Origin of the sequence: Methylomonas lenta (genome assembly GCF_001644015.1) — a bacterium.
Lineage (GTDB): Bacteria > Pseudomonadota > Gammaproteobacteria > Methylococcales > Methylomonadaceae > Methylomonas > Methylomonas lenta.
In genome coordinates, this window is record NZ_LUUI01000016.1 from 1 (window position 1) to 23,203 (window position 23,203).

Genomic DNA, 23,203 nt, shown 5'->3' on the forward strand with positions numbered 1-23,203 from the left:
TAAGGAATGCGCATGAAACAAGTTCGTCAGCTGTAGGTGCGAATTCATTCGCACTGTGCGGATAAATCCGCACCTACACCGGATTCGTGCGTATGATATTCCATGCATATTCCTAACCACGCAAAAATCCCATCATTGCCTTCCTAGCAAACGCTGATGCGCAGCATGGAGTTCCATCGCTGCCGACAAATCGTTTACGCCTGCTCGTATTGTTTGTTCACCCTTAAACAACTCAAGCAATTGTCGCCCGCGCGGTCTATTTTGCAATTTAAGGGCTTCAGCTATAACAATTTCGCGAAAAGCCGCTGGCGTGCTTATGTGAAATAACCCCATGCCTTCCGGCACATTTTTGATTTCTGATAAAACCGTTATTTTTTGTTTTAACTGTGGATTCATTTCAATGGCGATGTCATAGGCATTTTGATAAAGGCACGTTACATCCGCCTGATTAAAAAATAACATCAATATCAGCTGATGGGCTTTTTTAACGCGTTTGATGAGCTTGAAACTATTGCTATAGCTCTGTTTGAAATCGGACAAGGACAACAAATCCAGATAAAGTTCGCAGGTTGGATCAGATTGGGCTAATACCAGCCGTTGTCCGCGATAACTATTAAACCCATCTTTATTGGGTTTGTTCTGGCCCAACACTAACAACTTATCCAGTGACTCGACTGAACGGATAAAACGAAAACCATCGCTGAGTAGGTTTTTGTCAAACTGGCTGACCATTAAAATTGATGAGGTAACTACAAAATTGATAGTACCGTTTTCAAAATCCTGCCGCATGGATTGAATATCTTCATAGGCTTTGACAGTAGTCTTGACGCCTACCTCTTGACCAATTTCTTCAGATAGCAGTTTTACTGAAACCTCGACATCTTCGACCGAGAAATCCGGAAACGACTTGGCGTAAAAGCCTGCCCGTAAGGTTTCCGAGGCAAATGGGTCGTCAGCTGCATTCGCCACAGTCATCAGCATGCTGCAAGCCAAAGCACAAACCAAAAAAGGCAAGCTGATTAAGACCGCTAGATGAGTGTGCATAGATAGATTTATGCGGAAGCCGTATTTTTCAGTTTCTTGACCACGCTTCACCCCAATCAGGACTAACGGCATTTTGTCTGAACTAACTGATGATTGGATGTGTGTGGTTCTTCATCAGCGGTTTATAACGACTGTACATTTTGTCCAATCAAATATTCCAGCGATAATAACCCCATCTCCAGCGCATAGCGCGCCCGATAATGCGTGCCTTGCGCAAAAGTTTCCACTATTTGCGATTCGATCACATCCTTGGTTTCAACCAGCTCGTCTTGATAAGCGCGCACATGCAATTTACGATTTTCGCTGGCATAACCCACTGCCTCCTGGCTGTTTTTGGTTTGACTATTGGCACTTTTGATACTCAAAAACTGTTGTTTAACCTGCAGGGCGATCGCTTGATCCAGCAGAATTTGCTGACTTTCGAGTTTACGTTGCTGGGCTTTAGCTTGATTGACTTTGCCGGTGGTTTGAAAGCCATCGAACAAATTCCATTGCATACCCACGCCGATAGTCCAACCATCCCGGTTGGCAGCATTGGTTAAACCAGCATGATACGGTGTTTGTATATCATGCACTTCAGCCTGGAAGCCTATCATTGGATAATAACCGCTACGGGCTTCAGTGATCTGATCATCACTGATTTGCACGGCCAACTTTAATTGCTGAATGTCCGGATTAAAGTTTTGTGCCGATTCGACTAATTGTTGCAGACCTTCGCTGATAGGTGAGGCTTCATCGACCTCCACCAAAATATAGTGTTCGCTCCATTCCTGACCCATCGCATTACCCAGTGCTTCGTGCGCCATTTCGCGGGCATATCTGGCTTCGTTGAGAATGGTGCGGGTCATGGCAGTGGTGGTTTTTGTACGCAAATAATCGGTTTTCTTTACTTTCAACGAGCCATTTTGATACAGGCGTTCGGTTAAATCTTCCAGTGCCTTGAAGCGTTCCAGGGTATCTTCGGTCAATTTCTCCATCTGAATGGCAAATTGAGCAGCATAGAAGTATTTTTTTACATCACGCACCAGCTCCAGATTGGTTTTACGCTGACCTTGCTCGGCTATCTGTATGCCTTTTTCTGCTTGCGCCACTATCGCTTGGCGTTTTAAGCCGGTAAAAATTGGATAAGTCAAATTCAACGAGGAGGTCACCATGTCTTTGTCAAATAATTTGACGTCCATGTTGATGGGTATGGGTTGGGCGAGGGCCGCACCTGCAGGCCCAAGCGCGCCTGTCATTGCAGGAGGCAAACTAAATGCCCCCTCCATCGTAAAAGTACGATCTTGGTCAGCCCGCGAGGCATTTACTTGGGCAGCGATTTGCGGCCAATATGCCGACATCGCCTGTTGATACATGGCTTCAGCCATCGCCACATTGGCGGCGGATATATTCAAGGATTGATGTTTTTCTAATGCAACGCGGATACAATCTTCCAAGTTGAGTTTTTGTTGAGATGTCGTCTCTGCTCTTAAACCGAAAGCGGCAGAAAGAATAAGTACGCTGGCAATTAGGGTTATTTTCATGCTGTTAAACCATTTCGAATACTTAGAATTTCATCAATATTATCCATAAATAAATCGACTAGTTCAGGATCAAACTGGATTGCCTTGTTTTTATTCAAATATTCGATGATTTCTGCATCAGGCCAAGGCTCTTTATAAATACGTCGAGTACTTAAAGCATCAAATACATCGACCAAACTGACAATGCGGGCTTCAATTGCAATATGTTCACCGGTCAAACCGGCCGGATAACCTGCACCGTTATAGTATTCATGGTGTTCATGGGCAATGGTTGCCGCCATTTTGATCAGCGGTTTATCCAGCTTATTCAGCAACTGATAGCCTAAATCCGCATGTTTCCTCATGATGGTATATTCTGATTCTGACAATTTTCCGGCTTTATGTAATATATTGTCCGGTATGCCAATCTTGCCAATATCATGCAACGGTGATGCGATTTTAATCATGTTGGCATATTCATCGCTCAAACCGTATTTTCGTGCTAGCAATTCAGAAATCAATGCTACTCTTTTGATATGGGTGCCGGTTTCGTAACTACGATTTTCTACTACTTCACCCAATACATAAATCAAGTCTTTTTGATTTTCTATAATGTCTTCATTGAGCTTAATCGCATCGCTGATGTCTTGACTCAAACTCATTAAGGAATCAATATGTCCATCCTGATTATGGATGCCGACAATTACGGTGCTCAGCGTACGCTCAAAGCCACCTTTGCTTGCCATTTTAATCACGCGAGAACTAAAACCCTGCTGTTCTACTTTTGTCAAAACACGCCGCTTAAATTCAGTAGCATCCTGCATTAGATCGTATAACGAATGCCCAATTAATTCCTCTGGTGTGTAATTTAAAGTTGCACTGAAATTATTATTGGCGCTGACGATTTTCCCATCCGTATCGATCACACATAATGAAGTGCCCAACTCCATCGCGCGTTCATATTCATGTAAATAATGTTTTTGTTCATTTAAATCTTGTTTTAAATTAAGCGATAGGCGTTCAAATTTTTCATAGATTTCGGTCATGTCTACCATCAGGGCAACAAATTCTTCAATCTGACCTAGCGCATTGAAAACCGACACCACACTGACATCGACTACATAGATAGCGCCGGATTTGGTTCTTTTTTTAAGAATACCTTGCCATTTTCCTTTGTCTGCAAGCGCTTGTTTTAAATCTGCAAAGATATCTTCTTGGCCGCTGGCATCAAAGCTAAATAAATAATGCTGGCCTAATAATTCAGCCTCGGTATAACCGGATAATTCACAAAAATGCTGATTCACATAAACTAGTATGCCGTTTCTATCAATTTTGGCGACGATGGCTTTTTCATCTACCAGCATTTTGTATTGTTCTAAAAGCTTACGGCTTTTTTCGGCATCCCTAGCCAAAGTCATATGCTCGGTTATTTCTGCCAGTTTATTTAACAGGCGTTCGACACTGATGGGTTTGGTGATGTAATGCTGGAGCTCCAACTCCAAGGCCCGAAACAGATATTCAACATCGTTATAGGCACTCAGAATGACAATCTGCTGCTCTGGGTTAAGAGATTTAATATCCGCCGCCAGCGACAACCCATTCATTTCCGGCATTTGAATATCGGTTACAACAATATCGGGCAAATATTTTTTATAATATTCCAGTCCTTCACGACCGTTTTTTGCGACGTATAGCTCGGAAACATACAATTCCAGAATGGATTGCAGTTCTTCACGTGTTTCCGTATCGTCTTCGACATACAGTAGCCGAATAGCGGATAGTTGATTTAACTTGTTGATTTTAGACATAAGGGATACTTTTATTATTAAGGTTCAAAGTGCCAGCAGAATTGGCTTTTACCCTGTTCTTTAGCTTTATACATGGCTTCATCGGCATATTTTAATAGCACTATTGGGCTATTACTGTCTTGCGGATAAACCGAAATTCCGATACTGGCTGATACCTGTAATTCGGTGGTTTGATCTTTGACGATTAAGGTCAAAAAATCAATGATGCGCAGGGCTGTGACAGCAATCATGTCCTTGGAGGTGCCATTTAAAATCACCACAAATTCATCGCCGCCTAATCGACCCACCGTATCTACTTGCCTGACGCATTTTTGTAAACGTTCTGCCACTTCTTGCAACACGTCATCGCCTTTGCCATGGCCAAAATGATCATTGATTTGTTTAAATCCATCTAAATCCAGAAATAATACCGCTACCGTGTAATTAAAACGTTTGGCAGAGGCAATAGCATTTTCCAGCGACTGAAACAGTAATTTCCTGTTACCCAATTTAGTTAATGGATCGACTTCAGCATGGTATCGTAACTCTGATTCGCGTTGCTTTTGTACAGAAATATCCAGCATTAATAATAAATAATATTCTGCACGTTGTACTGTATCGACTAAAGCATCGACATAGACCTGCGCAGGAAAATACTGTTTGTTTTTACAGATAATCAGTAATTCATCATTAAAAAAACGGTTATGCGACAGCTTTTGTAATAAATATTGATTACTATCCGTATGTATCTGATTAGCGCAAATCTGTGTAATTGATTTCCCCTGTAATTCAGCTAAATTAAACCCGGTAGTATTACTAAACGCAGGATTGACACTGACAATATTAAAATCTGCGTCCATGATCAGCATAGCTGCGCTGGATTGTTGAAATATCTGAGCTGTCAAGCTAGCCAGTTCCAGGTGATTACTTGCCTGAGGAATAGCTTGTAAACGCCATATCAAGTGAGGGCTGGGTTGATGGATTAATTCCGCCTGACATTGTATCTGTTGGAAACTCAGATTTAGGTTAGTCAGCGTAAATCGTTGTTGAGTTATCCCCTGCTCTAGCAATTGTTTTTTAAGCCGCTGGCATAATGCCTGATCGTTAGCTAATTCTATGAAGAGCTTCCCTAAACTAGGCAAGTGGTCTTTATTAAGATTAAAGGTGTTTAAAAAACCAGTACTGGCTTTAATAATACCAAAATCCAAATCGGTAATCAGCCTGAAAACAGGCCATTGCTGAATAGCAATAGCCTGTTTTTCTGCACTGATTTTGGCTCGCCTGTTTAAGCGCGACCAGTGCGAATAGGCTTTTAAGGATTTGCGCATTTTGTAAATCGAAAAATCTAACGCAATACGCCGCTAGCAGGTGTATAGCTATCGAGTACTTGCACGTAATTTGCTCGCTCATACAAGCTGGGGTCGATGGAATGTTGTTGGCTGACACTGCCTTTCATTTGTTTAATCGATTCATATTCATGTGCTTCCAGCCATTCAATAAGCTCGCTGTGGATTTGGCTTAACTGACCTATGCCTCGGGCTAACAACACACTACACAAATGCACGACATCCGCACCTGCCAGTAAAGCTTTGATCACATCCGCTGTTTCATGAAAGCCGCCGGTAACTGCCAGGGATAATTTAACACGACCATAAAGTAGCGCTGTCCAGCGGATACGTAGCAAGGCTTCTGCGGCAGTGGACAATTCAAGCTTTGGCACAACTTGCAGGGTTTCCAGGTCGATATCCGGTTGGTAAAACCGGTTAAAAATAGCAATGCCGTCTGCACCAGCCTCTTGTAAACGCTGGGCAAAATGTATCGGCGAACTAAATTGCGGACCTAATTTCAAGGTTAATGGAATGCTGACTTTGCTTTTCAACTCACGCAGAATTTCCAGATAACGCGTTTCCACGGCTTCACTACTTTCTGCAATATTGGCCGCCAAATGGTAAATGTTTAACTCCAGCGCATCTGCGCCTGCTTGCTGCAAAGCCTGACCATATTCAATCCAGCCGCCCAGCGATGTGCCATTTAAGCTGGCAATCACTGGAATCTTCAAAGCAGATTTAAGTTGTTGCAGATGTTCCAAGTATTGCTCTTGATAAGTCAGAACCTGATCCGGCACAGGATGGAATGAATCAGCTTCGCCATAACCTATGCCCTGCCCATAAAAAAACCGCTCCATTTGCTGCATTTCAGCTTCGATTTTTTCTTCAAACAATGACGATAACACCAATGCCGAAGCACCTGCGTCTTCCAGTTGCCGGGCACTATCTAAATTCTTACTCAACGGAGATGCCGATGGCACTAAAGGATGCGCCAGTTTTAAACCTAAATATTCTGTTGTTAAATCAACCATTGTGAGTCTCCTGTGCGGTCTCGGTATTCAGCTGGGCTTTTACTGCCGACACACTGGTGGCTTCATTCCATTCCAGTTCCGACAGTTGCTTGTAATAACGGTAGCGACTTTTTACATCCTGCTGCGCCTGCTTTAAAAAGGCTTCGGCAGCATCAGGGTGCGATTGCCAAAGCATGCTGAAGCGTGTTTCAGTCATCACAAAGTCACGATATGGGATGGATGGCTCCGCCGAATCCAGTTGCATCGGATTTTTACCCAACTTAATGCGGTTGGGGTTAAAGCGAAATAGCGGCCAATGCCCACTTTTGACGGCCAGGTTTTGCTGTCTATGATTATTGGACATATCCACACCATGCGCGATACAAGGTGCATAGGCGATGATGATGGAGGGACCGTCATGCGCTTCGGCCTCTAAAAAGGCGTTGAGGGTTTGAGTGTCTTTACCGGCATAAGCCACATGTGCCACATAGACATTGCCATAATCCATTGCCAGCAAGCCTAAATCCTTTTTCGCAGTGGCTTTGCCGCCTGCGGAGAATTTGGCTACTGCGCCCAGCGGGGTGGATTTTGAGGTTTGTCCGCCGGTATTGGAATAGACTTCTGTGTCCAATACCAGAATATTAACATTGCGGCCACTAGCCAGCACATGGTCCAGGCCACCGTAACCAATATCGTAAGCCCAGCCGTCGCCACCGATGATCCAGACGCTTTTTTTACATAAGTGATCAGCCAGTTCCAATAAGGTTTTTGCCGCAGGTTCCGGCAAAGTTTGCAGGCGTTGTTTCAATTCCACAACGCGTTGGCGTTGTTCGTATATGCCCGCCTCGTCGGATTGGTCTGCATTTAGAATCGCATCCACAGTTTCGCTACCCAATGGGCCGCGCAAGCTTTCTACAAGTTCATTGGCAAATTCTGCCTGTCTATCTAGCGATACCCGCATACCCAAGCCGAATTCAGCATTGTCTTCAAATAAAGAATTGCTCCAGGCCGGGCCGCGACCCTCAATATTTTTGCTCCAAGGCGTAGTAGGCAAATTGCCGCCGTAAATGGAAGAACAACCGGTGGCATTTGCGACTATCATCCGATCGCCAAATAATTGCGAAGCCAGTTTGATATATGGCGTTTCACCACAACCGACACAAGCACCGGAAAACTCGAACAAAGGTTGCAATACCATGGCACCTTTGATGGTGTTCAGTTTAAGATTGCGCCTATCGTATTCCGGTAACTCTAAGAAGAAATCCCAGTTTTCCCGTTCAGGCTCACGCAGCGGTGCTTGTGGATGCATATTCAACGCCTTGCGACTGGCGTTGGACTTATCGCGAATCGGGCAAATATCCACACATAAGCTACAACCCGTGCAATCTTCTGCGGCAACTTGATAAGTCATGGCTAGACCAGCCGGAAAATCTTTGCCCAGCATCGGTGCGTGTTTGAAAGTTTCCGGCGCATTATCCAGCGCTTCAACGGGGTAAATTTTGCTACGTATGGCCGCATGCGGACACACCATGGCACATTTGCCACATTCGGTGCACAAATCCGTTTCCCAAACTGGAATTTCCAAAGCCAGGTTGCGTTTTTCGTAAGCGGCAGTACCGGTAGGGAAAGTGCCATCGACAGGCATCGCACTCACAGGTAATAAATCGCCTCGACTCGCGATAATTTCAGCGGTCACGCGTTTGATAAAGTCAGGCGCTGTTTCGGCAATCTGCCCCATGATGTCGAAATGACTACTGGTTTGTTTTGGCAACGTTACTTGATGCAAACCCGCCAAGGTTTCGTCAATAGCCTTGAAATTAAGCTCGACAATGCGACGACCTTTTTTACCGTAAGTTTTTTCCACCGCATGTTTGATAGCCTCGATGGCTTCTGCTTGCGGCAGAACGCCGGAGATGGCAAAAAAACAGGTCTGCATGATGGTATTAATGCGTTTACCCATGCCACAATTTTCCGCCACTGCATAGCCATCAATCACATAGAAACGAATATTTTTAGCTAACATTTGCTGTTGCATGATTTTGGGCAAACTATCCCAAACAGCTTCTACCGATTCCGGGGTGTTGAGCAAAAACACCGCATTGTCGGCAGCGTTAACCAGCATGTCGTAGCGTTCCAGAAAAATGGTTTGATGACAACCAATAAAATTGGCGTCGTTTTCACCGATTAAATAGGTGGATTTGATCGGTTTAGGGCCAAAGCGTAAATGCGACACGGTAATCGCGCCGGACTTTTTGGAGTCGTAGACGAAATACCCCTGAGCAAAATTAGTGGTTTCTTCACCGATGATTTTGATGGTGTTTTTATTGGCGCCGACGGTGCCATCACTGCCAAGACCATAAAACATGGCCTGGAAAATATTGGCATGCACATCGGTCCGAAAACTTGCATCCCAGGCCAGACTGGTTTTTGATACGTCATCGTGTATGCCGATAGTGAACTGGTTTTTCGGCTGGTCATTTTTCAGCTCGTCAAAGACGGCTTTGATCATGCCCGGAGTGAATTCTTTCGAGGACAAACCATATCGACCACCCACTACTTTGGGCATTTGTTTGAATTTGCTGTTGGCGCCGATCACATCCTGTGCAATGGCGCTCAGAATGTCCTTATATAATGGCTCGCCATCAGAGCCTGGTTCTTTAGTGCGATCCAGCACAGCAATTTTATTGCAGCTAGCCGGCAGCGCATTCAGCAAATATTCTGCTGAGAAAGGCCGAAATAACCGCACTTTTAGCATACCAACCGACTCACCCTGTCTATTGAGATAATCCAGGGTTTCTTCTACCGCCTCAGCCCCGGAGCCCATGATAATTATCACCCGCTCTGCATCGGGCGCACCCACATACTCAAACAACCGATACTGGCGACCGGTGAGCTGGGCAAAGCGATCCATAGCTTGTTGGACAATGGCAGGTAAAGCTTGATAAAACGGATTCACAGCTTCCCGGGCTTGAAAATACACATCCGGGTTTTGCGCGGTACCACGTAGTACCGGTTTATCCGGTGTCAACGCTCGACTGCGAAAAGCACTCACCCATTCTTGCTTGATCATGCCATTCAACACGTCATCATCAATGGTAATCAGTTTGGCCACTTCGTGCGAGGTGCGGAAACCATCGAAAAAATGCATGAAAGGAATACGGCTTTCTAAGCTGGCTGCATGAGCAATCAGGGCAAAATCTTGTACTTCCTGCGGTGAGTTGGAGCAGAACATGGCAAAACCCGTCATGCGTGCCGACATCACATCACTGTGATCACCAAATATCGACAATGCCTGGCAAGCCAGAGAACGTGCGGCAATATGAAAAACCGTTGGCGATAATTCGCCAGCAATTTTATACATATTAGGCAGCATCAATAATAACCCTTGCGAAGCGGTAAAGGTGGTAGCCATGGTGCCTGCCTGCAATGCGCCGTGTATGGTACCTGCGGCTCCGGCTTCACTTTGCATTTCGATGACCTGTGGCACGGTTCCCCACAGATTTTTCTGCCCTCGCGACGACCATTCATCCGCCCACTCCCCCATTGCTGATGAAGGTGTAATCGGATAAATGGCAATCACTTCGTTTAATTTGTGTGCAACACTGGCCGCTGCCTGGTTGCCATCAATGGTGAGTGTCTGCTGATTTTGCATAAAACAACCTTTAATAACTAAATGAAAAGACTGAGGCTAAATTAATAGTCTTATTGGTATGTGCCACTGATTATAAGCCCTTGCAACAATTGGTAGAGCCAAAATATGCGGCGGCTAAAAACTCACCAGAACTGTTAGCGGTGACTTTTAGTATTGAGAATAGTTGAAAAAAGACATAAAGACTGGTTGGTTTTTTGAATAAAAGTTACCCACAAAATCTGTGGATAACTCTGTGGGTAAAATGTCGGAAACTGCGATTAACCCGCGAGAATACTGGGGCTGAGTTAGATTGCTTTAAACTTAATCAATTCAACATAATAATTCAATATCAATAACTTACGTAATTTACACCAAGATTCAACAAGTTGCGTTGTCAAGTGTTTTTTCTGGTTATTTGTAAAAAGAATTTGTGCATAACCCCCAATTTAGCTGTCAATAGTGACAAGCAAATAAAGTTGGTTTGCCGCTTAAAAAAACTTATGACTACCAAGGCAACTGGGCGCCTTCATAATTTAAAAAACGCCCCGTTTTCTGCAAGTTAAAAATCTCAATCTGTTGCCTCATACCGGATACGCTTTCCTCAACAGTGATCGATGCGTTTTTACCACCCATGTCCGTTTTGACCCAACCGGGATGCAAGATCAACACGCCGACCAAATCGCGACATAGTTCAATCGATAGACTTTTCATAGCCGCATTTAAGGCAGCTTTACTGGAACGATAAGATAAACTACCGCCACTAGCGTTATCCGCCATGCTACCCATTAAACTACTAATACTAACGATCAGCTTTTGTTTACTTTTTTGTAATTGCGGCAGAAATGTCTCAGCCATTTTTACAGCTGCCAGGGTGTTGATCAAAAATGATTTTTCCCAGGCCTGATAATCCAATTGACCCACTCCACACCCCTGCTGATCAGCGTAAATGCCAGCGTTGTTGATTAATACATCGATAGATTCATTGACTAAAAGCTGGCTAAGCGCATCGATTTGAGAAAAATCAGCGACATCTAAAGCATGGACTTGTAGGTTTGCATATTGTCGCGCCAAAGAATTAAGATCATTTGCAATATCTGGATGGCGGCAAGTAGCAATCACTCGCCAATCGTCGCGAGTATATTGCCGACAAAACTCAAGACCTAAACCTCTGTTTGCACCTGTGATCAAAACGGTTTTCATAACACTATCCTAATATCATCTAAATTTTTGGTGGATTGTAAAACCTAGCAATTTTTAAAGGTAATCACTAGCAAAAAAGCAATTTTAAAAATGGATATTTACATAACTTAATCAATATCTTATTGACTTATATTAAAGCGGTTTAGGCTGCATGGTTAAGCTCAAGCAAACCTGTTTACCTGACGTTCCGCATGAAACAATTACCCTAAAACTGTCTATGTGATGGTGTAAACTGCAATTTTAATAAACTTAATTTTTGCCGGCAATGGATAAAAACACCAGGCTGGCTCATGGAGGCAAAATGAAAACCCCTCTACTTATATCTGGATTTATCTTGATTTTTCTAATCAGCGTACCACTTACCTCAAGCGCTACTATCGAAGCAGAGAACCAAACCAGCACATCAACAACGACTCATAAGCCTACAGCAAATAACGATAAACCCTACTCCGGCTATTCAGTAGATGGGCGAACCTCTGCTTCGGTGCTATCGGCCAAAAGAAGCCATCAAGTAGCTAAAAAAGATGAAATTGGTTTGGTAGTTTTTTCCGGATTGTTTGCTATTGCAGTGATCGGCTTTCTGACGCAACAATTTTTCCAGAAAAAATAATCCACTCAGGATCTGATCTCAGAACGTCCTTCTCGATGTCGCAGGATTTCCCCGTTGCTCCTGAGCCAGTCTAGGGATGCAAGGGAAAACCTGGTTTCGCGGGTAGCTATTATCCGGGAAGATGTTTATTGCGGAATCCTAAAGGGTTAATCACTACCGAGGAAAAACATTCAAATCCGTTTTATTTTCTGAAAAATCCAAAATGTCAGACTTCTGATGTAAATAAGACCCACCAACCAAAAAAACCAAGATTAAAAGGTATAGCACGGCGGCAATATTCTTGACTTTTTTGCTTTTATCTACTGTTTGATCTTTGACCATTTCGACCTCCTGTGGACGTATATACGGTAAACTTCAGCGATTTACGTTAACCATAAGTCGCCGAAAATTAATATCAATGCGTAGCAATTAAGGAGCGTAGAACGTCAACCCGACTAATAATGCCAACCATGGCACCGTGATGAAATACAGGAAAGCTTCGAATGGAAGAATCCAGAAATTTTGCCGCAACATCAACCAAGCTTTCGTCCGCATCGATTACCATCGGATCTGCTGTCATAAAATCTTCAACCTTACCAGCCATGCTTTGATTATAGGCCGATTCAACGACAATCTTTATACCGTCTTTTTCAGAAAAAATACCTAATAATTTTCCATGACTATCCACTACAGGCACACTAGTCACTTTGTGATCCAGCATGGTTTTAATAGCAGAGGTAACCTCTGTTTGTGGTGTGACTGTGACAAGATGCTTGGACATGTAGTCGGCTACAGCAAGTTTGGCTAACATAGTTCTACCTCATAAATTATTATTGTCAGACAGAAAAGCAGCAGTGGAATTGGCTGCATGCACATTTCTGATGTACAGATTATTATAAAAATCGCTGTTTGTAGCCAGCATTATTACTGTTTGTCAGTGTTTTAAGTAATTTTAACCAATAACAGCATTCAACTGACCAGCCTGAATAGTACATTTTTGCATAGCTATCGCATTCCCATTCCTAAACAAAATACAGATGACTAGTGTTGAAATATTTAGCATTGAATACTATTGTCAGAAAACAGTAATAGTCTAAACTGTCTGCTATTTTCCATCATCCAGGATACTTAAGCATGCCCAAGCAAATGAGTCAGTTGTTCGATAGCATTCAAAAATTGCCACAAATTCCTGAAGTAGTTCGAACCATTATTAATCAGCTCAATGAACCGCACGCAGAAATGCTGGATATTGCTAAAAATGTGGAAAAAGAACAGGTTATTGCACTAAAAATCCTGCGCTTAGTCAATTCCGCTCACTTTGGTCTCTCGCGTAAAATAGCTTCGATAGATCAAGCTACAGTCATGTTGGGTATGAACCAACTAAAAACCTTGGTCATTGCCTCCGGCATTGTTGGCAGCATGCCCAAAATTGAAAATTTCGACATTAGAAAATTCTGGAACAATTGCTTCAGAACCGCCGCCTATGCCAAGTGGTTAGCCGAACACAACCAACTGGAAGCCGATATTGCCTACACAGCGGCTTTAATAGGTAACTTGGGTAATGTACTTATCCATATGGTCTTTCCAAGCGAAGCTAACGAAATTGATCAACACGCTAAAGCCGGTAACACCCCCCGACCGGAGATTGAACGTAATTGCATTGGCTTTACCAATCAGGATGTGTGTGCCGAATTATGCCGTCGCTGGAAATTTGCGGATGAATTGATAGAAGCCATTCAGCAATCGGGTGAGCCTTTAAGCTTCGAAAAACCATCCGCCTATGCTTGTACACTACACTTGGCTCAATACATCAGCAACAAGGTAGACCAAGGGAAAACCGAAGAAGAAATCTTGGCTGACTTTCCTTATGCCGTCGCTGAACGAGTAGGCTTATCCGAGTCATTTATCAGCTCCAACCTGGCGGAAATTTTAGCTATCCAATCCAATCTAGAAGGCTTGGCAGATTAAAAGTTTACCGGATCATTTCACCACGAAGCCAATGCATGCAATACTTCGTGGTGTAAACCAGTCACTATGGGTTTTCGCCAGCATTATTCTCTGTAACATCTGAATTTTCTACCTCTTGCCAGCGTCGCTTAGCAACTGCTCGGCGATTGATCTCAGCGACCGTTTGTTTGTCTTCCAGTAAAGCTTGATGTGCAAGTTTATCTGTCATCTGTTGAGTCTCTATCAGCCTTTGTCTGGCTTCAAGCTGTTGCTGGACGCGCATTTCAATATCAAAATTAATTTCTTTTAATTGTTGCTCGTGATTGATTTGTTCGGTATGGATACGCCTTTCTACCTCACGTTGTCGCTCAAGCTGTTGCTCTTTGTCTTGTAATAATTGAATTTGTGTTTCGGCATCCTGAAGCTGAATTTGTCGCCGCATTTCCGCCAACTGTTTTAAATGCTCTAATTCCTGTTGTTTAGCCTGCAGCGCTTGCTGATGATCCAGTTGTTGTTGACGCTGAAGCTCAGCATGTTTCTGTTGGTTTAATTCAAACGTTTTCTTTAATACATGCAGGTAAACACTATCTTTACCTAACTGTACTTCGGGAAAGTCAACGAATGTCACAGCTATATGACAGAGAGCTTCGGCCTGAATATGTTGTTGCGTGAGTAGTTCACATATTGAAATTGCTATGCGATTTTCATGTCGGCTTAAGCCGTTTTGCACCCAACTACCGTCTGCCAGTTTGCTGAGCTCCTGGCTTATTTTATCTTCGATAACGTCTGCGTAAAGCTGTTTGATATGTAGATTAATCGAGTCCAACTGTTCAGCGTTTTTTTGCACATAAATCAATGTAGCCTGAAAGCGGATATCCAACGTAATGTCTAAGGTGCAAAAATCCTCAAACAATTTAATCTGTCGCCGATACGGCCAGGTTTCAATTTTTAGTGGATATAGCTGATGATAAAAGCGTTTGTTGAAGTTTCCTGGCCGTAAAAAAAGGCGTTTGAACGGCCCGACTTTTAAAACAACCAATTGCCGGTCAGCGTCAAAACCAGCCACCCAATCTTCAGGCACGGTAAGCGATTGGTCGAAAATATCCTCGCCAGCCAGCCAAGCATCCAGTTCGCTATTGGGATTATTCATGACGTTTCAACCGGCAATTTAACCAGTGCTTTGGCTTTTATAGCTGCAATTTTGTCGGACATTTTTTCGGCGATCAACGGGTAAAGACTGGGGGCAAATTCAACCGTCCTGGCATCCACTTTTCTTAAAAAACCTCGACTCAATAGCAAACCCACCACAAACATGCGAGACCAATCAGAATAACGTCGGGCTTTTTCCAGCTCGGATTTTTCGATAATCATTTCCAGTTCATCGTTTTCGTTAATACGAAACTCTGAAAACTGTCGCAAGCACTCGAATACCAATTCCTCTTCTTGCACGGTTAATGGGCCGGGCGCGGTAAATTCAAGTCGATAAGACAATAATACAGTGAAAAAATCCACCATGGCCGCGCAGACGAAGGCAAACCAGGAAAAACCCTGCCACATCGCAAAGGAAGGTTTTACTTCCTCAACAAACTGCTTATAAGTCATTAGCATAGGTGCATCCGGCAGCATCAGGCCTGCGCTACTGGATAGCTGATTGACCTTCAATTGAATATCCTGATAATGCTTGAGAAACTTGAAATAAGCGGCTTCTTGATTCTGCGCCACATCCAAATCACCAAGGCTAGACTGCATTAGTCGAATTTCGTTATCCAGCTCAAGAAAAGCTTGCTCCTGATTTTGATAGGCCTGTTTTTTTTCCTGATAAATCAGATTGTAATGACGCCAGAAAGGTCCCTCGCCAACCTGATTTTTGTATCCTGATGCAATTTGCTCATGGGTGCCAAAATAAGCCTGAGATACATCTACAGAGGCTTTATCCAATGCCTGCTTTTGTTTCTGTAGTAATTGGCTTTTGTGCTCAAGAACAACATCGAGATAGCCTTTTATGTCTTGCCGAATCTGTTGTATCCGATCGATATGCAGGCTTTCTTGCTCGGAAATTTCATAAAACTTGAAATAAGAAAAGGTCACGGATGCAGCCATTGCAATAAAAAGCGATACAACCACGGAAAAATAACGCGTGCGGTTAGCCGTCCAATGTATCCCCGCCATTTCCAGCGAACAAATTACGATAATCGATTGAATTGCAACAGTAATAATCAATGCAATCCATGGCGTGATAAAGTGAGACAAGCCATAAAAAGTGGTAAAACCGGATGCCAAACTGAGCATTAATACGATTGGAATGGTCCAAATTCGCAGCATGCTGACAAACAAGGTCTGGATACGATTGATTAAGTAGCCCGAGCCTGCTGAGCGCAATTTTAATTTTGGATCATTCATGGTTTAAATTTTACAAGACCTAACCGGAAACATAAAAGCAACATTATCATGATTTTAAGTATCAGCCCATATAGCTAAATTCAGGGTGGCAAATAATTAACTGCCCCCCATTGACTATATGAAATCTGATAACAGATCATCAGTTCCGTAATGCAGAGAAAAAGCCCACTCCCGCTTGATCTCCGAACGGCCCATAATGTAAGCCCTCAAGATTACCATAGTGGCAATCAACGGACGAACCTTAATAGGGTCTTATGGCGTTAACTCCATGGTTTCACACGTCAGGCCGATTACCCTATTTAAGGGCCTCCTAACTTGACCGACGAAAGTCAAAGCTCACAACTCCCAAAACCAGGATCGCCACGCAGACCAAAAAATCGCAAAACCTTCGAAAGCGTTAAAAAATTTAGACTCCAAGTAGCGAAATAATGGAATATGTAAAACAACTGCATGAGCAATCTCAACGCTTGTTTGAATCAAATTACTGTGTCATATGCCGCATACTGTGTGATATGACACATCCGCGCATGACCCAAGCTTAGGATTAACAACCTGTCACCCTAAACCAAAAACCATTGAATATACTTGGCCCGATTATTGCTGATAATTTTCAAAATTACACGAGCTACGGCTTTTTCAGTGAGACCACTCTATGCTATTAATCCGTCTCGCTAAATCTTAAGTTGTTAAAAGTTTTAATCGCACAATTCAGATTCCGAATTGTTTAGGGTTATTACTGCAAAGTGAAAACTTTTTAAATTGCAAAGCTTCATTCATTCAATAGTCACAACTAATGTATTTGCAACACCTATCCCAGCGGCATTTTGGTTATGGACTGGAGCATTGGCGACGACGATTTCCTTTGTAAGACGCGAAAAAGAATATTAATAATGCCTGTCAAAAAACGCAGAATAAATGCAAACAATTCGGTACATTTACCAAGAATGGAATCAGAGTTACCATTCACCTAAGCTTGCCGAAAAATTTACTCTGCACATTGCCAGGATAATGAAATGAGAATTTTGATTCAATAAAAATCACATCTAAAACAAAGCATAAAAAATCAATAACTCAGCAACGGAATACTGTATGAACCATCAGAAACACGATTTATTAACCCTCTTTGCCCTGCCACTGCTGGCGATTTCGGCGCAAGCATCGGCCGATTACAAGGCAGACATCGGCTATACCGCATTACAAGCCGAACTGGCTGCGGCGATACCTAGCGGATCTGGAGTTAAGGTCACTCAGGTGGAAGCCTCCACCGGCACAGATTCAGCGGACGATCCGATCTTTGCGCCCGATCCCAGCGTAGGCACTATGACAGGCAAAACCTTCAGCTATCCAGGCCTTACTTGCAGCACGCCACCTTGTATACCCAGTGTTTTTTCCGGGCACGCCATGGGGGTTGCTGACCGGTTCTACGGCAATTCGCTATCAATTGCACAAGGCATCAGCGATATTCATAGTTACGAGGTCAATCAATGGCTCAATAGCTTGAACAAAAGTAATGGTCGGGCCACAACCAGCGACCGACGCATCGCTAATCATAGCTGGGCGGGCACTGCTGATTCGCCAGCAGAGACCAGCAACATTCTCCGATCAGTGGATCGTCAGGTTGATCTCAATGAATATATCCAGGTCGCCGCAGCGACCGGCTCACCATTAATCGGTAACGCTTACAACACGATTTCAGTAGGCCTCACCAATGGTTCAAGTTTAAGCTCAGTTGCCGTGGATGCAACCTATGTTGCAGGTCGCGCCATAACCGATATCGTTGCACCAGCGAGTGCTGTCAGCAATTCCACCCCTATCGTTTCCGCCGCTGCCGCATTATTAGTGGAAACAGGCCATGAGCAAACCGACTTATCGCTCGGATACAGAACCGTAACCAGCGCAGGCACCATCTACAATGCAGAGCGCTCCGAAACCGTTAAAGCCATCTTGATGGCGGGCGCGGATAGACAAACAAGCAATACCAGCGGCTATGGCGATATTACAGATTATCGTAGCACCGGCCACCAAACGGATAATGGTTTGGATGACCGTTATGGTGCTGGTCAAGTCAATATTTACAATAGCTACCAGATCATGACTGCAGGTGAACAAAACAGTTTGCAGGATGGCGGCAGCAACAATGGTCAGATCGGCATGTCCGGCTTTGATTACGACGACCATTTTGGCGGTGCTTCTGGCAGTAACGATCTAGCAATTTATTCATTTACTACGAATACAGACGAAACGTTAGCTGCCTCATTGGTATGGAATCTTGGCGTTTCCAACACTAGCGCAATGAATACCACGCTGCATCATTTAGAACTTTCATTAGTTGACGTTACCGAAGCTGCCACTATCGCCTTCTCGGACAGTATAGTGGACAACACTCAGAATCTTTTCTTGAGTAGCCTGATTGCCGGACATAATTATCAACTCCAAGTTAGTTCACTGGAAGGCGCTATCGATTGGGATTATTCAATAGCCTGGAATCGTACCATCAATGCCGCCCCAGTGCCCCTGCCAGCAGCCTTTTGGTTATTCGGTTCGGCGCTAGCTAGTTTGGTTGGCTTCCAAAGAAAAGGCAGCCTTACATAACCTGCTCGGTAATCCACCCAGCTAATGTGGCCCGAGAGGAATGCAATGCAGAAGTTCATCGCATCGTTCCTACGCTTCGCGTCACTGCCATTAAGTTAAGGAAGAACAATCCCTTCTCCCTCCGGGAGAAGGTTAGGATGAGGGGATTAAATAAAGCTTTTTTGCCTTATTATAAATCTCCTCTCCCCAACCCTCTCCAGCAGGAGAGGGAGCTTTTTCTTAACTTAATGGCATTGACGCTTCGCGTGGGAATGCAACCTGAACCGCTCTGCGGTTCGGGACGCTGCAGCGCCCCCATCGGATTTCCCACTCAAAGCATTGAAACTATAAGCGAAAAATACATCATATTATGGTTTACATGCTCCGCGCGCAAAGCATGTAAACCATACGGAAGTAATTGCTAGCGAAGCCCCTAGTCTGCCAAATTGCGGAAATACGCAATAGTTTCATTAAGCCCATCAATCAACCCAACTTTCGGTTGCCAATCCAGTTTTTCCTTGGCTAGCGTGATATCCGGCTGGCGCTGACGCGGATCGTCCTGTGGCAATGGCTTGTAAATCACTTTTGAACTGGTTTTACACAGCGAAACGATGGTTTCCGCCAATTCACCAATCTGATATTCCCCCGGATTACCCACGTTGACAGGACCCGTAAAGCCTTTTTCTGTCGCCATCATCGCCACAAATGCATCAATCATATCGTCGACATAACAGAATGAACGGGTTTGGGTGCCGTCACCATAGATCGTAATATCTTCGCCGGCCAAAGCCTGGGTAATAAAATTACTGACTACCCGACCGTCGTTTTTCGCCATCCGCGGACCATAGGTGTTGAAGATACGCACCACTTTGATATCCAGTCCATGCTGACGATAATAATCAAAAAACAGAGTTTCAGCACAGCGTTTGCCTTCGTCATAACAGCTACGTATACCAATAGGATTAACCTTGCCCCAATAAGATTCGACTTGCGGATGTATCTCAGGATCACCATACACTTCTGATGTTGAGGCTTGAAAAATTCTGGCTTTTACACGCTTGGCCAGACCCAACATGTTAATGGCACCATGTACACTAGTCTTGGTCGTTTGTACCGGATCGAATTGATAATGCACAGGTGACGCAGGACAGGCCAGATTATAAATTTGATCCACTTCCACGTACAAAGGAAACGTCACATCATGCCGCAACACCTCAAAGTTTTGGTGATTTAGCAAATGGCGGATATTATTGCGACTGCCGGTAAAGTAATTATCCACGCATAACACATCCTCTTCTTGCTCCACTAGTCGGTCACATAAATGCGATCCGATAAATCCAGCACCACCCGTAACCATTATGCGTTTATTCATTTGATATCTCCCTTAGAAATTAAAACCAAAGTACTTCGGCATTTAATCCCCTCACCCTAGCCCTCTCCCTACGGGAGAGAGGATCTGTTTGTTTAGCTGAACCAGCTTGCTAATCAGGTTAGTTTTGCCAGTAATCGACAACTCAATCTCGCTCAGTCTTAATCCAACGCGTTTCCCTGCTTATAAAAAAATCGCGGTAAATGGGTAGCTTCCAAATTATATATCCTGGCACCGCAGCAAGGGCGGCAAAAGTCATGTCGAATCCGGCAAACTTTAACCAGGACACCAGTATTGCTGCGCTAAAGGCAATGGCGCTGGCAACCAACATAAAAAGTGGCAAAGCATTCAGAATCAGCGCAGAAGCAATGGCCATGATGAGTGCAATCAGCCAAAGCAGACCCAGATAGGCCAGCGGAGGAACTAGTAATTCCAGCCCTAATGCAATACGATTCCTGTCAAGCCCGATCAAGCCAGCCCACAACAAGCGAGGTGCTGTAAGAAACGACAAATACAGGTGCCCATGTTCCCATCTGCGTCTTTGCTTTTGTGCCGTGCCTTCTCGCGCTGGCAAACGACCATCAACTCTGGCTTCAGGTACGAAAGTAGTGGGATAGCCCAAATTCAATAAATCAACGCTAAGTTGATAGTCTTCCGCGATGGAACCTTCTCCATGCTGCGCATACCTGATCAGGTTGAATGGATAAGCCGATCCGCTACCATTGAGTAGGCATGGCAAACCCAGTCTGTACAAACCGAGCGGCCGGATAACATTCTTTAGCATGATAGCCAGACTGGATAATTTAGCCACCTGCCGGCCCTGTTCGGGTGCAGCAAAAAAATAAGCCCCCATCACCGGACGATTCAGGCACTTAGCCTGAGTGGCTAGCGCGCGAAGACTGCCGCCAGTCACTGTACAATCCGCATCGATGATTACCACCACTTCCGGCGGATCAGCATCAAGCCAACGCAAGCCGGCTTTCAACGCGTCCGGCTTGCCACCTGCACCCGCATCGTTAACTTCGATAACCTCTGCGCCAAATCCACGTGCAATATCGGCAGTGGCATCCGAACAATTATGCGCGACACAGAGCAAGCGGCAATTCGACGGCAAGTCTCGGGCCAACACCTCTAACGTATGCCCTATCTCACTCTCTTCGTTATGAGCAGGCATTAAAACTACCGTTTTAGGCGTTTGTTCCGGTTGAGAATCGGATGCTTCACGATGACCGAAGCTCATTGCAGCCAAGGCTTCGATAGTTACGATCCACATCGACAGACAGACATACCCCACCAGCAAGCAAACCAAAATATAGAAAATGATATCCATGCCAACTCCTAATTCCTTTAAAAAAGGTAGCTTAAATTGTAACCCCAATAGGGCAACTAGCGAAAATCAACTAATGAAGCGAATCTCACCTTTTTGATTCCAGCAATAAAAACTGATCATTACCTTTCAGTCTTCACCCAACCCTGCTGCCTTTTAAATACAAAAGCCAGATAAAGCGGTATTTTGCGTAGCATGTAAAATGGAACTACGCATAAGGCTTTAAATGCCAAGACCTTACGCCCAAACGTATACCAAGCGGCTAATGCCGCTACTGCAAAAATACTGTTTAAACCTGCCACCCAGTAAAAGGATATTGCACTGCCGGTAGCGATAGCCAGAACACTCGCCATACCGAACATGGCAAGCAAAGCCAAACCCAAAACACTCAAAGGTGGTACCGACAAATCGAGTGCCATGGCTAATAAGTGGGAATCTCGTCGCTGTATTGCGGCTTTCAACAATCGAGGGGTTTCAGAAAAAATCGTCGCCAGGTGACCATGTTCCCAACGGGTTCTTTGCTTGGAAGTAACCGGTTCCGACGTAGGAAATTCACTGGTCACCAAGGCATCCGGGCAGAACTCCGGTGGAAAGCCCTGCAGTGCTAAATCGATGCCTAATTTCATATCTTCGACCATATTACCATGCGCCAGATCGGCCTGATTTAAAAGCGCCCAGGGAAAAGCCATGCCGGTGCCCATCAACTGGCAAGGCAAATCTAAACGCTTTAGCCCTAAAGGCCTGACCTGATTTTTAACCAGCCAGGCAAACTCGGCAATCGCTTGGGTGATGGATTTGTTTGTAGGCGCTTGCATTAGGTAGAGCGCCTGAACTGGCCTGTTTTCGCTTTGCGCCTGCCTCGCCAAGGTATCAATACAAGTCGGCGACACCTGGCAATCGGCATCAATGATGATAACCACTTCCGGCGGATTGTTCTGCGCCAGAAATTGCAAACCAAAATCCAGTGCATAGCCTTTGCCACGATGAGTTTCATGCTGACGTTCGATTACCTTCGCCCTAGACGCTTTCGCTAAAGCCGCAGTCTTGTCTGTGCAATTATCCGCCACGACTAATAAGCAATCGTTTTCGCCCAACTGGGGAATGATGGAATGCAATGTATCGACTATCACCTGAGCTTCGTTATGGGCCGGCATCAACACGGCAACGCTTGACCTGGGACCGACTGGTTGAATTTTCCTCTTAGTCACGCCTGATGCCAATAAAACCTGCATGCCAAAGAATAGTGTAGGTATCGCCAGAAGGCCGGTAAATACAATCAGTAGCGTATTAATAAAGTCCATATAAAGCATTGAATCCAGAATGAATAAAAAACTGCCGACGAAATTTTGCCTTTTTAAAGGTTGTCGTAAAAATCGAATACAAGGCAGAATAAGGCCAATTGAGCGGCCGCGATATAGGATTTATTCCGGCCTACAATTACAACAACCTACTTATGAGGGTGCCGTAAAAGGTAAAACAGTTCCTTCTCCCTCCGGGA

The 23,203-nt window shown here is 44.3% G+C and carries 17 protein-coding genes; 3 read left to right on the plus strand and 14 right to left on the minus strand.

Translation table 11 applies throughout. The annotated features are described in order from the left end of the window. Positions 1-132: 132 nt before the first annotated feature. The 7 genes from A1359_RS00970 to A1359_RS01000 all read right to left on the minus strand — a co-directional run bounded on the left by A1359_RS00970 (position 133) and on the right by A1359_RS01000 (position 11,502). Positions 133-1,044 carry a PhnD/SsuA/transferrin family substrate-binding protein gene (locus A1359_RS00970; protein ID WP_232322067.1) on the minus strand — a complete coding sequence of 304 codons (912 nt, stop codon included), beginning with the start codon at positions 1,042-1,044 and terminating at the stop codon, positions 133-135. Between the two features lie 122 nt (positions 1,045-1,166). After that, the gene (locus A1359_RS00975) at positions 1,167-2,567 is read right to left on the minus strand and encodes a TolC family protein (RefSeq protein ID WP_066976672.1); all 1,401 of its coding nucleotides are present in this window, start codon (positions 2,565-2,567) and stop codon (positions 1,167-1,169) included. Continuing rightward, the gene (locus tag A1359_RS00980) at positions 2,564-4,354 is read right to left on the minus strand and encodes an HD domain-containing phosphohydrolase (protein WP_066976675.1); all 1,791 of its coding nucleotides are present in this window, start codon (positions 4,352-4,354) and stop codon (positions 2,564-2,566) included. Before A1359_RS00980 ends, A1359_RS00975 begins: the two co-directional genes overlap by 4 nt. A gap of 17 nt (positions 4,355-4,371) precedes the next feature. Further along, entirely contained in the window at positions 4,372-5,661 is a 1,290-nt protein-coding gene (locus A1359_RS23390; RefSeq protein WP_066976678.1) for a diguanylate cyclase domain-containing protein, read from the minus strand. Positions 5,662-5,678: 17 nt separating this feature from the next. Further along, positions 5,679-6,692: a dihydroorotate dehydrogenase-like protein gene (locus tag A1359_RS00990; protein WP_066976680.1), complete on the minus strand. Its 1,014-nt coding sequence runs from the start codon at positions 6,690-6,692 to the stop codon at positions 5,679-5,681. Beyond that, a complete protein-coding gene (nifJ, locus tag A1359_RS00995) occupies positions 6,685-10,323 on the minus strand; it encodes a pyruvate:ferredoxin (flavodoxin) oxidoreductase (RefSeq protein ID WP_066976683.1) in 3,639 nt (1,212 codons plus the stop codon). The genes A1359_RS00990 and nifJ overlap by 8 nt, the downstream gene beginning before the upstream one ends. A gap of 483 nt (positions 10,324-10,806) precedes the next feature. Next, the gene (locus tag A1359_RS01000) at positions 10,807-11,502 is read right to left on the minus strand and encodes an SDR family oxidoreductase (protein ID WP_066976686.1); all 696 of its coding nucleotides are present in this window, start codon (positions 11,500-11,502) and stop codon (positions 10,807-10,809) included. A gap of 265 nt (positions 11,503-11,767) precedes the next feature. Here A1359_RS01000 and A1359_RS01005 point away from each other — a divergent pair, with 265 nt between their 5' ends. Beyond that, on the plus strand, positions 11,768-12,112 hold the full coding sequence (locus A1359_RS01005; RefSeq protein WP_066976689.1) for a hypothetical protein: 345 nt from the start codon (positions 11,768-11,770) through the stop codon (positions 12,110-12,112). A gap of 153 nt (positions 12,113-12,265) precedes the next feature. Here A1359_RS01005 and A1359_RS22620 read toward each other — a convergent pair whose 3' ends face one another. After that, entirely contained in the window at positions 12,266-12,433 is a 168-nt protein-coding gene (locus A1359_RS22620) for a hypothetical protein (protein ID WP_198159222.1), read from the minus strand. A 73-nt stretch (positions 12,434-12,506) separates the two neighbouring features. Continuing rightward, on the minus strand, positions 12,507-12,902 hold the full coding sequence (locus A1359_RS01010) for a CBS domain-containing protein (RefSeq protein ID WP_066976692.1): 396 nt from the start codon (positions 12,900-12,902) through the stop codon (positions 12,507-12,509). A 323-nt stretch (positions 12,903-13,225) separates the two neighbouring features. Here A1359_RS01010 and A1359_RS01015 point away from each other — a divergent pair, with 323 nt between their 5' ends. Beyond that, positions 13,226-14,059, plus strand: a complete 834-nt coding sequence (locus A1359_RS01015) for an HDOD domain-containing protein (RefSeq protein WP_066976695.1) — start codon at positions 13,226-13,228, stop codon at positions 14,057-14,059. A gap of 64 nt (positions 14,060-14,123) precedes the next feature. Here the strand turns inward: A1359_RS01015 and A1359_RS01020 are convergent, their stop codons facing one another. Both A1359_RS01020 and A1359_RS01025 read right to left on the minus strand, forming a co-directional pair. Beyond that, positions 14,124-15,188, minus strand: coding sequence for a hypothetical protein (locus A1359_RS01020; protein WP_066976698.1), 1,065 nt, complete (start codon positions 15,186-15,188; stop codon positions 14,124-14,126). Continuing rightward, complete coding sequence (locus A1359_RS01025) at positions 15,185-16,438, minus strand: hypothetical protein (protein WP_066976701.1); 1,254 nt, start codon at positions 16,436-16,438, stop codon at positions 15,185-15,187. The genes A1359_RS01020 and A1359_RS01025 overlap by 4 nt, the downstream gene beginning before the upstream one ends. Positions 16,439-17,527: 1,089 nt before the next feature. Between A1359_RS01025 and A1359_RS01030 the strand changes: the two genes are divergently transcribed. After that, on the plus strand, positions 17,528-19,030 hold the full coding sequence (locus tag A1359_RS01030; protein ID WP_066976703.1) for a hypothetical protein: 1,503 nt from the start codon (positions 17,528-17,530) through the stop codon (positions 19,028-19,030). Positions 19,031-19,442: 412 nt separating this feature from the next. On the opposite strand, the gene A1359_RS01035 is transcribed toward A1359_RS01030, so the two are convergent. The 3 genes from A1359_RS01035 to A1359_RS01045 all read right to left on the minus strand — a co-directional run bounded on the left by A1359_RS01035 (position 19,443) and on the right by A1359_RS01045 (position 23,006). Beyond that, positions 19,443-20,381, minus strand: a complete 939-nt coding sequence (locus A1359_RS01035) for a UDP-glucuronic acid decarboxylase family protein (protein WP_066976707.1) — start codon at positions 20,379-20,381, stop codon at positions 19,443-19,445. A gap of 142 nt (positions 20,382-20,523) precedes the next feature. Then, on the minus strand, positions 20,524-21,708 hold the full coding sequence (locus A1359_RS01040) for a glycosyltransferase family 2 protein (RefSeq protein ID WP_066976710.1): 1,185 nt from the start codon (positions 21,706-21,708) through the stop codon (positions 20,524-20,526). 119 nt (positions 21,709-21,827) lie between these two features. Further along, positions 21,828-23,006, minus strand: coding sequence for a glycosyltransferase family 2 protein (locus A1359_RS01045; RefSeq protein ID WP_066976713.1), 1,179 nt, complete (start codon positions 23,004-23,006; stop codon positions 21,828-21,830). Positions 23,007-23,203: the final 197 nt, after the last annotated feature.